This is a genomic window from Micromonospora sp. NPDC093244 (assembly GCF_040683695.1).
Classification (GTDB): Bacteria; Actinomycetota; Actinomycetes; order Mycobacteriales; family Micromonosporaceae; genus Micromonospora.
Window position 1 is genome coordinate 92,137 of record NZ_JBFBEO010000004.1, and the last position, 12,549, is coordinate 104,685.

At 73.2% G+C, this 12,549-nt stretch carries 10 protein-coding genes; 5 read left to right on the forward strand and 5 right to left on the reverse strand.

Annotated elements, in window-relative coordinates:
* Positions 1-19 precede the first annotated feature (19 nt).
* The 4 genes from nth (at position 20) to AB0N27_RS21255 (ending at position 3,353) form a co-directional block, all read left to right on the forward strand.
* Positions 20-808 carry an endonuclease III gene (nth, locus tag AB0N27_RS21240; protein WP_364372383.1) on the forward strand — a complete coding sequence of 263 codons (789 nt, stop codon included), beginning with the start codon at positions 20-22 and terminating at the stop codon, positions 806-808.
* On the forward strand, positions 805-1,422 hold the full coding sequence (locus AB0N27_RS21245; protein WP_364372386.1) for a TlpA disulfide reductase family protein: 618 nt from the start codon (positions 805-807) through the stop codon (positions 1,420-1,422). Before nth ends, AB0N27_RS21245 begins: the two co-directional genes overlap by 4 nt.
* A complete protein-coding gene (locus tag AB0N27_RS21250) occupies positions 1,419-2,111 on the forward strand; it encodes a CoA pyrophosphatase (RefSeq protein ID WP_364372388.1) in 693 nt (230 codons plus the stop codon). The genes AB0N27_RS21245 and AB0N27_RS21250 overlap by 4 nt, the downstream gene beginning before the upstream one ends.
* Before the next feature lie 63 nt (positions 2,112-2,174).
* Positions 2,175-3,353 (forward strand): MarP family serine protease, encoded by a 1,179-nt coding sequence (locus AB0N27_RS21255; protein ID WP_364372391.1) that lies wholly within the window; start codon positions 2,175-2,177, stop codon positions 3,351-3,353.
* A gap of 13 nt (positions 3,354-3,366) precedes the next feature.
* Here AB0N27_RS21255 and AB0N27_RS21260 read toward each other — a convergent pair whose 3' ends face one another.
* From AB0N27_RS21260 to eccCa, 4 genes are all read right to left on the reverse strand, one after another.
* Positions 3,367-4,062, reverse strand: a complete 696-nt coding sequence (locus tag AB0N27_RS21260) for a phosphatase PAP2 family protein (RefSeq protein ID WP_364372394.1) — start codon at positions 4,060-4,062, stop codon at positions 3,367-3,369.
* Between the two features lie 37 nt (positions 4,063-4,099).
* Complete coding sequence (locus tag AB0N27_RS21265; RefSeq protein ID WP_364372397.1) at positions 4,100-4,888, reverse strand: phosphatase PAP2 family protein; 789 nt, start codon at positions 4,886-4,888, stop codon at positions 4,100-4,102.
* A 58-nt stretch (positions 4,889-4,946) separates the two neighbouring features.
* The gene (mycP, locus tag AB0N27_RS21270) at positions 4,947-6,266 is read right to left on the reverse strand and encodes a type VII secretion-associated serine protease mycosin (protein WP_364372400.1); all 1,320 of its coding nucleotides are present in this window, start codon (positions 6,264-6,266) and stop codon (positions 4,947-4,949) included.
* A 74-nt stretch (positions 6,267-6,340) separates the two neighbouring features.
* Entirely contained in the window at positions 6,341-10,321 is a 3,981-nt protein-coding gene (gene eccCa, locus AB0N27_RS21275; RefSeq protein ID WP_364372403.1) for a type VII secretion protein EccCa, read from the reverse strand.
* A gap of 101 nt (positions 10,322-10,422) precedes the next feature.
* On the opposite strand from eccCa, the gene eccD reads away from it, so the two are divergent.
* The gene (gene eccD / locus AB0N27_RS21280) at positions 10,423-11,826 is read left to right on the forward strand and encodes a type VII secretion integral membrane protein EccD (RefSeq protein WP_364372406.1); all 1,404 of its coding nucleotides are present in this window, start codon (positions 10,423-10,425) and stop codon (positions 11,824-11,826) included.
* Positions 11,827-11,857: 31 nt separating this feature from the next.
* On the opposite strand, the gene AB0N27_RS21285 is transcribed toward eccD, so the two are convergent.
* The gene (locus AB0N27_RS21285; RefSeq protein ID WP_364372409.1) at positions 11,858-12,364 is read right to left on the reverse strand and encodes an inorganic diphosphatase; all 507 of its coding nucleotides are present in this window, start codon (positions 12,362-12,364) and stop codon (positions 11,858-11,860) included.
* Positions 12,365-12,549: the final 185 nt, after the last annotated feature.

Consider the following 12,549-nt stretch of genomic DNA (forward strand, 5'->3'; position numbering starts at 1 on the left):
GCGACGTAGGCTGACCGTCGTGACCAGTAGCCCTCCCGGTGCCAGCGAGACCGACCTCGGGCGCAAACGCCGTGCCCGCAAGATCGGCCGGGTGCTGGCCGAGACGCATCCCGACGCGCACTGTGAACTGGACCACTCCAACGCGCTGGAGTTGGCCGTCGCCACCATCCTCTCCGCCCAGTGCACCGACAAGAAGGTCAACGAGGTCACCCCGAAGCTCTTCGCCCGCTATCCGACGGCAGCCGCGTACGCCGGCGCCGACCGGGGCGAGATGGAGGAGCTGATCCGGCCCACCGGTTTCTACCGCAACAAGACCGACTCGCTGCTCAAGCTCGGTCAGGCCCTCCTCGACAGGTACGACGGCCGGGTTCCCGGCCGGCTCGTCGACCTGGTGACGCTGCCCGGGATCGGCCGCAAGACCGCGAACGTCATCCTCGGCAACGCCTTCGACGTCCCGGGCATCACCGTCGACACGCACTTCCAGCGGCTGGTTCACAGGTGGCGGCTGACCACCGAGACCGACCCGGTCAAGATCGAGCACGCGATCGGTGCGCTGTACGACAAGCGCGACTGGACCATGCTGTCGCACCGGATCATCTTCCACGGGCGGCGGGTCTGCCACGCCCGTAAGCCCGCCTGCGGCGCGTGCACGCTGGCGAAGCTCTGCCCCTCGTACGGCATCGGCCCGACCGAGCCGACAGTCGCCGTGAAGCTGCTCAAGGGCCCCCGGGCGCGTGACCTGGCGGTGGCCGCCGGGGTCGACCCGGAGCTGGTGCCCGCCCAGGCGGTCGCCGCGGAGGTGCCGTGAACAGGCGTCTCGCCCTGCTCGTCCTGCCGCTGCTGCTGGCCGTCGCCGGTTGCACGGCCGGCCCGTCCGACGACCCCGCACCCCGGCGCGCGGCGCCAGAGCGGCCGTCGCCATTCCGGGACTGCGCCACGCTCGGCACCCCGCCCACCGCCGCGTCGCCCGGCGCAGCCCCGTCGGCCACACCTGGTGGTACGGCGCTGCCCGAGTTGACGCTCGCCTGCTTCACCGGGGGTGCCCCGGTCGCGCTGCGCTCAGTCGCCGGTCCCGCGGTGATCAACATCTGGGCGTCGTGGTGCCCGCCGTGCCGCAAGGAGCTGCCCGCCTTCCAGCGGCTCAGCGAACGCGCGGCAGGTCAGCTCCAGGTGATCGGGGTGAACAGCCGGGACAGCCGTGGCGGCGCCCAGTCCATCGGCGAGGACTACGGCGTACGGTTCCCGATCCTCGTCGACCAGGGTGAGGCGTTGCAGCGGGCTCTGGAGCGCAACGCCATCCCGCTCACCCTCTTCGTCGACGTCCAGGGCCGGATCCGGCACGTCGACGCCACCGGCGCGCTCGACGACACCCAGCTCGCCAAGCTGGTCCGCCAGCATCTCGGCCTGGCAGTGTCGGCATGACCCGCAGACCGCCCGACTGGATCGAGCCGTTGCTGACCCGGCTGGGCACGGCCCGCGCCGAGGACTTCACGCGGCTGACCACACCTGCCGAGGGTGGCCGGGAGAGCGCCGTGCTGGTGCTGCTCGGTGAGCAGCCAGGCGTCGGCCCGGACGTGCTGGTGCTGCAACGCGCCGCCACCCTGCGCAACCACGCCGGCCAGCCGGCCTTCCCCGGTGGGGCGGCCGACCCGGAGGACGCCGACGTCCGCGCGACAGCGCTGCGCGAGGCGAACGAGGAGGTCGGCCTCGACCCGTCCAGCGTGACGGTGCTGGCCGAGCTGCCGAAACTGTGGATCCCGGTGAGCGACTTCGTGGTCACCCCCGTCCTGGCCTGGTGGCACGACCCGCACCCGGTGCACCCCCGGGAACCGGCCGAGGTGGCACACGTGGCGAGGCTGCCGGTCAGCGAGCTCGTCGACCCGGCCAACCGGCTGCTGGTCCGCCACCGCAGCGGCTGGATCGGGCCGGCGTTCTCGGCGCGCGGCATGCTCGTCTGGGGTTTCACAGCCGGGGTGCTGGCGGCCCTGCTGGAGATGGGCGGCTGGGCGCGTCCGTGGTCGCGCGACCGGGTGATCGAGCTGCCGCCGGCGGGGGAGACCCCGGCGCCGTCGGCCGGCACCGACGAGATCGACGAGAAGGCCCTGCGCTGACCACGCGGTCACCTTCCGCAAGCGATGGTCATCTCGCGGGCGTCCTGCCCGTACGCTTGACCCGTGTCCGCCGTGGATCTCGTCCTGTTGCTGCTCATGCTCGTGTTCGCGATCAGCGGATACCGCCAGGGTTTCGTCATCGGAATCCTGTCGTTCTCCGGCTTCTTCGTGGGGGCCCTGCTGGGCCTTCAGCTCGGGCCGCTGCTGGCCCGACAGTTCGTGGACAGCGGCACCCGGGTGTTGATCTCGCTGGTGGCGGTGTTCGGGCTGGCGGTGCTCGGTCAGGCGTTGGCCGGCTGGCTCGGCTCACACCTGCGTAAGACGATCACCAGTGAGGTCGGCAAGCGGGTCGACGACGTCGGCGGGGCGTTCGTGTCGCTGTTCGCGGTGCTGCTGGTGGCGTGGCTCGTCGCGGTGCCGCTCGGGTCGTCCTCACTGCCCTGGCTGGCCGCCTCGGTCCGCAACAGCGCGCTCATCACCGTTGTCGACCGCGTGCTGCCGGACCAGGCCCAGCAGCTCTCCACCGCTCTGCGGGACACCGTCGACACCAACGGCTTCCCGGACGTCTTCGGCGACCTCGCGCCCACCCGGGCCCGGCAGGTGGAGCCACCCGACCCCGCGTTGGCCGGCTCCCAGGTCGTGGTCAACGGGCAGCGGTCGGTGGTCAAGGTGCTGGGCTCCGCGCCCAGCTGCTCGCGCCGCATCGAGGGCTCCGGTTTCGTGTACGCGGACGACCGGGTGATGACGAACGCGCACGTGGTGGCCGGCACCCGGTCGGTGGCCGTGGAGCTGGGCGGAGAGCGGTACGACGGCCAGGTGGTCGTGTACGACCCGGACCGCGACCTGGCCGTGCTGCACGTGCCCGGGTTGCCCGGTCCGTCGATGCGTTTCGCGGTAGGCAACGCGGGCAGCGGCTCCGACGCGATTGTGCTCGGCTTCCCCCTCGACGGGCCGTACAACGCGCAGTCGGCGCGGGTGCGTGACGTCGACAAGATCACGGGGCCGGACATCTACTCCTCGGGAGACGTCACCCGGGAGATCTACACGATCCGGGCGCTTGTGCGCAGCGGGAACTCCGGCGGTCCGCTGGTCGCCGCCAACGGCGTGGTGCTCGGTGTCATCTTCGCGGCGGCCGCCGACGACCCGAACACCGGTTTCGCGGTGACCGCCGCCGAGGCCCGCCCGGTGGCACTTGCCGGCGCCGAACGCACCAGGGGCGTCGGCACCGGCGAGTGCACCTGAGCTCCGCGCCGGGTCAGGTCCGCGCCGGCGCGGCGACCGGCAGCTTCGCCCGTCCCCACCGCACCCCCCGGTCGAGCACCGCACGAGCCATGATCACGACGCAGGTACTGCCGTTGAGGAAGGACGCCACCACGTCGCTCGGGTGGTGCATGCCCCGGTACATGCGGGTCAGCGCCACGCCGATCGGCACCACCAGCAGCAGGGTCCACCAGGCGACCTTCGCGCCGGTGCTGCGCGCCCGCAGCGCCATCAACACGGCGATGCCCACGTAGAGCGCCACCGCCGCCGAGGTGTGCCCCGACGGGAAGCTCGACGTGGGCGGCGAGACGTCCATGTGCTCCACGGCGGGCCGCTGCCTGTCGATCGCCATCGTGGTCAGCAGGAACACCAGCGCCTGGGCGGTCACCGCCGCGCACAGGAACAACGGTTCCCGCCAGCGCTTCAACCAGAGCCGCAGCGCCAGCGCCACAAGCACGGTGACCACGACGATCATCTGGGTGCTGGCCAACGTGCTGAACACAAGCGAGACGTCGTTCCAGCCGCCGGTGCGGTCGGCGGCCAACTCCCTGTTCACCGCGTCCTCGGCGGTGAACGGCCAGGTGTCGGCGAACACCCGGGTGACGAGCACCCCCAGCAGCACCATGACGCCGAGCAGGAGGGAGACCGGCAGCAGCACCCGCCGGACAATCTGGACCACGGTGTCGGACATGAGCCGGCAAGTACCCGATCGACGCCGTCGGCACGCCTCAGGCCGCGTCCGGGTGCCGCTCGACCTCGGGGGCGATGCCGTCGCGTGCCGGTCGGACCGGCCGCAGACCGGCGTGCGCCCGCCAACTGGTGAACGCGGCCGCGGTCGCCGCAACCACCGCCGCGCCGAGCAGCCAACCGCCGACCACGTCGCTTGTGAAGTGCACACCCAGCGCCACCCTGCTCAGGCCGGTCACCACTGTGAGCAGCACCGCGACGACCCACAACACGACCCGCCACGCACCCCGCCCGGCGTACGGCAGGAAGACCAGCAGCAGCACCCCGGCGGCCAGGGCGGCGTTCAGCGCGTGCCCCGAGGGGAACGAGTAGCCGGCGGCCCGTGCCACCGGGTCGAGCAGTTCCGGCCGGTCCCGGCCGACGAGCAGCTTGAGCAGGGGACCCATCAACCCACCGACCACCATGGTCGTGGCCGTCCAAGCGGCCAGTCGACGAGCCTTGCGGCGCAGCAGCCAGATCACCACGAGCAGGGCGGCGACCCGCAGCGGCATAGGCGCGAACACCTCACTCCAGACCCGCATCACCATGACCCAGGCCGGGTGGCCGAGCGCGTAGCCGTGCAGCGCGTCGGTGACCGACGTGTCCAGCCGGTGCAGGGGCGCCCACGCGCCGAGCACCAGCAACGCCAGCAGCGAGAACGGCACCAGCACCAGGAACGCCGCGGTCACGGCCAGGGTCAGTCGCAACCCCAGCGACCGATCCGGGTCGAGACGGCGACGCTGCCAGGACGGACGGTCGGTGGCGAGGGCGTCTGGGCCGGGCGAGCTCATGGCGACGGTTCTACCCCACTCGCCCGCCACTCAGGCCTACCAGTGCCCGAGCACCCGCTCAGCGCACCCGTTGCCGGAACCGGCGCACCATCATCGCCGCGCCCGTCGCCAGGGCGACGAAGAGCACCGCGCCGACCCACACCTGCTCGGGCGCCGAGTCGTCCTGCGCGCCCGCGGCGCGGGCCGTCCACCGGGTCTCGTTGCGCGGGGCGGTGAGACCGAGCGGGTCACTGCCCGCACCGGCGACCGGACTGTCGTCGGCGGAGCCCGGGGCCGGACCGAAACCGACCACACCCGGTGACGTCTGGTCGTCCAACGGGTTCGCGGTCACCGGCGGCACCTGCGCGGTAAGCGCGGCGACCGGATCCACCACGCCGTACCCGAAGCGGTCGTCCCGGCCGGTCGGCCCGATGTCGCGGGCGGTGACCAGCAGCCGGTTGACCACCTCGCCCGCGGACATCTGCGGGTAGTGCGACCGGACCAGCGCGGCCGTGGCGGCCACCAGCGGCGCGGCGAAACTGGTGCCCTGCACCCGCCAGTACCCGCTCGGTGGACGGGCGCCGACCAGGCCGTTGGCGGGCGCGGTGAGAGCCGTCGCCCGGCCGGTGATCGACCCGGACCACAGGTTGTCACTGCTGCGCTCCAACCCGGAGACCGCTATGACGCCCGGCTCGCGGGCCGGATACCAGACCTTCAGGTCGGTCGAGGTGGCCAGGTTGCCGGTGCAGGCGACCACCACCACGTCCCGGGCGAACGCGTAGTCCAGGGCCGCGGCCAGGGCCGGGCTGTCGCCGCTGCCGCCCAAGGACAGATTGATCACGCGGGCGCCGTGGTCGACAGCCCAGCGGACTCCCTGCGCGACGATCAGGGCGTCGTCGTACCGGTTCCGTTCGTCGAGCACCCGGACCGGCAGGATCCGGGCGTCAGGTGCCAGGCCGACCACGCCCCGCTTGTCGTCCTTGCGGCCGGCGATCAGGCCCGCGACAGTGGTGCCGTGCCCCACCGGGTCCGGCACGGCGCCGCCCACCAGATCCCTGCCGGGCAACACCTGCCCGACCAGATCGGGATGGTTGGGGTCCACTCCGGAATCGATGACCGCCACCGTCACGCCACGACCGGTCGAGGTACGCCACGCCGTCTCGGCGCGCAACTCGTCGAGCTGCCACTGCTCGTCGCGGACCTGGTCGGTGCGGCTCACGCTGTCGCCGGGAGCCAACGCCACAGGAGCGCCGGCGAGCTGACCGCCGGTGGCGGGCACGGTGACAGGTGCGGTGGCGACGGTCGGGGCCGCCACGGCGAGCACCGCCGCCACGCCGAGCAGCGCCCGCCGGGTCGCTGCCGGACCGCTGTGCCGAACCCCAGTCACATCCTCAGCCATTCATCCCGACGGAACCATGACGATCGGAGATTACCGGTTTCCCCACCTGTCACGGGAAGAACCGGCCGAACAGGTCACGGTGGCGGCAGTTGGGCGAGCTGAACGAGGCGTACGCCCTCCCGGCGGGTGACCAGCCGGCCACGGCCCGGCGGCAGCGGGCCGGGTCGCACCGGACCGACAAGCGCCCCCTCGTCGGGGCTGCCGGCCATCACCAGACCGGCGGTGGACAGCTCCCGCAGCCGCTGGACGATCGGCTCGTACTGGGCCCGGCCCGCGCCACCCGAGCGGCGCGCCAGCACCAGATGCAGCCCCACGTCCCGGGCGTGCGGCAGATGTTCCTCAAGCGCCCGCAACGGGTTCGCCGGGCCGGCCGCCACCAGGTCGTAGTCGTCGACAAGCACGAACAGCTCCGGCCCGGACCACCAGGACCGGTCGCGCAGCTGCTGCGGGGTGACCTCCGGGCCGGGCGCCCGCCGCTCCAGATAACCGGCGGCCGACTCCACCAGGTCGGCCGTGTGCGCCGCCGCCGTGCCGTACCCGATGAGGTGCGGCGTCTCGATGGCGCCGAGCAGGCTGCGCCGGTAGTCGACGAGGATCACCCGGGCCTGCTCGGGAGTGAACCGGGTGATGATCGAGGTGGCGAGCGCGCGCAGGAACGACGACTTCCCGGACTCCGCGTCCCCGAAGACCACGAAGTGCGGCTCGGTGGCGAAGTCCAGCACCACCGGGCGCAGGTCCGCCTCCGCGACGCCGATCGGCAGCCGTAGCCCGGTCGTCGCGGCGAGATCCAGCTCGGCGTACGGCAGCACCGGCGGGAGCAGCCGCACCCGGGGCGCCGCAGGGCCACCCCAACTGCCGGCGATCCGCTTGACCAGGTCTGCGGTGTCCCCGTCCGCGGCGAGCTGGGGCAGGGCGGTGAGAAAGTGCAGGCTCTCCGCTGTCACACCCCGGCCCGGGCGCTCCGGCACGTTCGCGGCTGCGCGCCGGGCCACGAGCGAGTCGCTCGGGTCACCCAGGCGCAGCTCCAGACGGGAACCGAACAGATCCCGGATCGCCGGGCGGAAATCCAGCCAGCGCAGCGCGGTGGCGACCACGTGCACCCCGTACGACAGGCCCCGGGTGGCGAGGTCGGTGACCAGCGGTTCCAGGTCGTCGTACTCGCCCCGGACGGTGCTCCAGCCGTCGATCACCAGGAACACGTCACCGAACGGGTCGGCCGCCGCCTGGCCGGCCGTCGCCGCCGACGCCCGCCGCTGCCGGTACGCGGCCATCGACTCCACTCCCAGCTCCGCGAAGCGGCGTTCCCGATCGGCGAGCAGTGTCGTCATCTCGCCGACGGTGCGTCGTACCGCAGTCGGGTCGGCGCGCCCGGCCACCCCGCCGACGTGCGGCAGGTCGCGGACGGCGGCCAGCCCACCGCCGCCGAAGTCGAGGCAGTAGACCTGTGCCTCGGTCGGGGTGTGGGTGAGCGCCAGCGCGCAGATCAGCGTACGCAGCACCGTGGACTTGCCGCTCTGCGGCGCACCGACCACCGCGACGTGCCCGGCCGCGCCGTCCAGCGCCAGCCAGAGCAGGTCCCGGCGCTGCTCCAACGGCCTGTCCACGATGGCCACCGGCACCCCCAGGGCACCGTGCAGTTCCGGGTTGCCCACCACGAGCCCGCGCCTCGGGTGCACCTCGACCGGTCCGAGCAGTTCGTCCAGGGCCGGAGGGTCACCGAGCGGCGGGAGCCACACCTGGTGGGCGGGTGGGCCCTGCCCGACGAGCCGGTCGACAAGCAGGTCGAGCAGCGTCTCCTGGCCGGACTCGTCCTCGGCCACCGCAGGCAGGGCCGGTGTGGCCGGCTCGGGCACCGGTACGACATGGGTGGTGAAGGTGAGCAGCCGGGCGCCACCGCCACCCGTGGCACCGGGTGGCGCGGCCCGACGGCGGACCGCGCCGGACACGTACGCGGCCTTGAAACGGGCCAGCGGATCGGTGCCCGCACGCAGGTAACCGTGCCCAGGTGACCGGGGCAGCTCGTGCGCGTCCGGCACCCCGAGCACCGTGCGGGACTCCAACGCGGAGAAGGTGCGCAACCCGATCCGGTACGACAGGTGGGTGTCCAGCCCGCGCAGCCGCCCCTCCTCCAGGCGCTGGCTGGCGAGCAGCAGGTGCACACCGAGCGAGCGGCCCAGTCGGCCGATCTGCACGAACAGGTCGATGAAGTCGGGCTTTGCGGAGAGCAGCTCGGAGAACTCGTCGCAGATCAGCAGCAACGACGGCAACGGGGCCAGCGGGCTGCCGGCCGCCCGTGCCCGCTCGTAGTCGCGCACACTCGCGAAGTTGCCGGCCCGCCGCAGCAGCTCCTGCCGGCGGACCAGCTCCCCGTTGATGGCGTCGACCATCCGGTCGACAAGCGGCAGCGCGTCGGCCAGGTTGGTGATCACGGCGGCGGTGTGCGGCAACCTGTCGAACGACGCGAACGTGGCGCCGCCCTTGAAGTCGACGAGCACGAAGTTGAGCTGCTCCGAGCTGTGCGTGGCCGCCAACCCCAGCACCAGCGTCCGGAGCAGTTCGGACTTTCCCGAACCGGTGGCCCCGATGAGCAGACCGTGCGGACCCATCCCGTCCTGGGCGGACTCCTTGAGGTCCAGTTCGATGGCGCCACCGTCCACGCCCACCCCGATCGGCACCCGCAGTCGGTCCCGCGCCGACCGGGGCGCCCACCCCTGCTCGGCGGTGAAACTCTCCGGGTCGCCGAGGCCGAGCAGCTCGGGCAGCCCCAGCTCGGCCTGGAGCGGCGAGTCCGGGCCGCGTACCGCGCCGGCCAGCCGCAGCGGCGCCAACCTCCGGGCCACCGCCTCGGCGTCGGCCGGGTCGAGCTGGTCGGCCGTACCCACCTCGGCGTGCCCGTCGATCGACCACGAGTGCAGCCGCCTGCCCTTCAGCTCCAGCAGCAGCGCGTACCTGTCGAGCAGGCGCGGCGGCGGGGTGTCCAGGTCCACGACTGTCACCGCGTCGATGCCGCCGTCGCCGGTCAGGTCGGTGGCGCCGGTCAGGTCGCCCCCGTCGAGGACCACCACCACGTGCGGGCCGTCGGTGGCCGGACCGGCCGGACTGAACCGGGACCGGCTGGCCAGCACGTCGCCCAGCAGCCGCTCCAACTCGACGGCGGAGCTGGTGACCAGCCGTACCGGGCCGAGCGCGTCGGTGCGGCCGGGGTGGTGGGCGTGCGGGAGCCACTTCACCCACTCCCAACCGGCCCGCCGTTCCGGGCCGGCGCAGACCGCGACGAGCAGCTCGTCCGGGGCGTGGAAGACGGCCAGCTGGGTCAGCACCGCCCGGACCAGCGCCTGCGCCGCCGGGTCGCCGGTCGGCGGGCCGGCGGTCGCCGGAGCGCCGCCCGGACGGCCGGCGGTCCGCACGTGCACCCGGGCGAAGCTGCGCAGCGACAGGGCCACCGGCAGGTCCGGCACCACGGAGTACGCGTCCAGGAAGCGGCGCAGCGCTCCGGCGGTCATCGGCTCCAGCTCCTCCAGCGGCCGGGTGACCGGGGGGACGAGCGGGGTGGCCAGGGTCTGCGGGCCGACGCCGACGCGTACCACCGCGAAGTCCGGGTCGGCGGGGCGGCGTTCCCAGACCCGGTGGCTGTCCACAGTCGACCAGAGCCGGCCCGGGTCCGGGTGCCGGTAGTAGAGCCCGGCCCGCTGCCGCCCGGCGGTCTGCCGGACCCGTCGGCGCAGCGTCGCCAGGTGCCGTAGGTACTCGCGTCGGGCGGCCATCATCTCGGACTTCTTCGGGGTGCCCGAGGCGCTGCCCCAGGAGGTCACAAGCATCGCCAGCGAGGACAGCCCGAACATGCCGCCCACCACGTACGAGTAGGCGCCCCCGCCCCGGCCGAACATCATGGCCATCGCCACCGTGCCGCCGAGCATCGGCAGCAGCATGAGCATCTGCTGCCACCGTCCACCTGTCACCGCGGGGATCTCCGGCGGCGCCTCGACCGGCAGCTCACCGGCCGGGATCTCGGGTGCCGGCCGGCGGGGCGGACGCTTGATGACGACGGTGGACACTCGGCCTCCTGACCGCGCTGGGTAACCCGAGCCTGGCTCATCGTAGGTAAAGTCCTGTCGTCCGCGCAGCCTCCGATCCCCCTCGATATGGAGACCAGTCGATGACTACCGGGCTGGCCCGCGTCACCATCAGCGCGCCGCAACGACGGGTGGACGTCGCCCTGCCGGAGCAGGTTCCCCTGGCCGAGCTGCTGCCCGACGTGCTCCGGCACGCCGGTGAGGGCCTCGCCGACGACGGCGAACGGCACGGTGGCTGGGTGCTGCGCCGCACCGACGGTGCCCCGCTGGCGACCGCCCAGGCGCTGCTGGCGCAGGGGGTCCGCGACGGCGAGGTGCTGCACCTGGTGCCGGCCCGCGCGCACTGGCCCGAGCTGGAGTACGACGACGTGGTCGAGGCCATCGCCGAGGGCGCCCGTCGCCGGGGCGGTGCCTGGTCGGCCGACGCCACCCGGGCCGCGGCCCTGGCCGGTGCCGCCGTACCCCTCGGGGTGGGTCTGCTCGCCCTGCTCGCCGGTGGGCCGGCGCACCGGGCCGGCTGGTTGGCGGCGGCCGTTGTGGCGTTGTTGCTCACCGTCGCCGGCGCGGTCGCCTCCCGCGCCCACGACGACGGTGCCGCCGGTGCCACCCTCGGCGGCTACGCCCTGCCGTACGCGTTCGTCGCCGGCGCTCTGGCCATCGGCTCCGGCGACCCGGTGGGGCCGTTCGGGCCGGTCCGGTGGGTGGGTGCGCCCGAGCTGCTGGCCGGGTCGGTGGCGCTGCTGCTGGCGGCGCTGCTCGGGCTGCTCGGGGTGGCCAGCCGGCTGCGGGTCTTCGTGGCAGGTGTCACCACCGGTCTGGTGGGCGCCGGTGCGGCGCTCGGCGGGCTGCTGCTGCCCCCGGCCGGGGCGGCGGCGATTCTGCTCAGCGCGCTGGTCTTCGCCGTCGGGGTGGTTCCTCTGCTCGCCATCCGGCTGGGCAAGCTGCCGCTGCCGCCGATCACCCTGCCTGCCGCGACCCCCGACGCGGAGCCGGAGCGGGTCCGGGACCTGCCGGACCGCAGCCGGGTACACGCGGCGGTGATCCGCACCGAGGAGATCCTCACCGGGATGCTGCTCGGGCACGCCCTGCTCGTGGTGACGGCGGCGGGTGTGCTCGGGCTGGCCGGCGGCACCTGGGGCCGGGTGCTCGTGGCGGTCGCCTCGGCCGTGCTGCTGCTGCGGTCGCGGCTGTTCGTGGCACTGCGCCACCGGGTGCCGACGGTGCTCGCCGGCCTCGCCGGTTATGCGGTGCTGGGCGTGGTGCTGGCCGGCCGGGCCGACGACGCGGGGCGGCTCGCGCTGGTCCTCGGCGGCGCGGCGCTGGCCCTGGTGGCCGTCGCGGCCGGCGCCGGGTACGCGAGCCGGCCGGTCTCGCCGTACCTCGGCCGGGTCGCGGACCTCACCGACACGGCGCTTGTGGTCGCCGTGGTGCCTGTCGCCTGCGCGGTGCTCGACCTGTACGACAGGGCCCGGGGGCTGCTCGGTTGAGCGGCACCCGGGCCCGGTGTGTCAGCGTTCGTCAGTGGGCGTTCTCGCCACGCGCCTCGGCGTCCCGGGCCCGCTGGTAGGAGGCCACGATCTCGGCCTCGGCCTCGGTGCGGCCGACCCAGGTGGCACCCTCGACCGACTTGCCTGGCTCCAGGTCCTTGTACACCTCGAAGAAGTGCTGGATCTCCAGACGGTCGAACTCGCCCAGGTGGTGGATGTCGCGCAGGTGCTCCTGGCGGGGGTCCTCGTAGGGCACGCAGAGGACCTTGTCGTCGCCGCCCTTCTCGTCGGTCATCCGGAACATGCCGATGGTCCGGCAGCGGATGAGGCAACCCGGGAAGGTCGGCTCGGGGACCAGCACCAACGCGTCAAGCGGGTCGCCGTCCTCGCCCAGGGTGTCCTCGATGAACCCGTAGTCGGCCGGGTACTGGGTGGACGTGAAGAGGGTGCGGTCAAGCCGGATCCGGCCCGTCTTGTGGTCCACCTCGTACTTGTTTCGGTGACCCTTGGGGATCTCAACCGTCACGTCGAAATCCATCTGCACGCTCCCTCGTCTGCCCACGCTGGCTAACGGAACCACTGGCGGCCCTCCGAACAGGTGAATGCCCACCCGCCGACTCCGGCCGCCGCATAGTCTTCGGACCGAAGTAGTGTCACCCAAGCCGATTTTCGCTGGGGGAGGAGGGGGTCGTGGGGAGGGAAGATTCACACTACCGCCCGGAC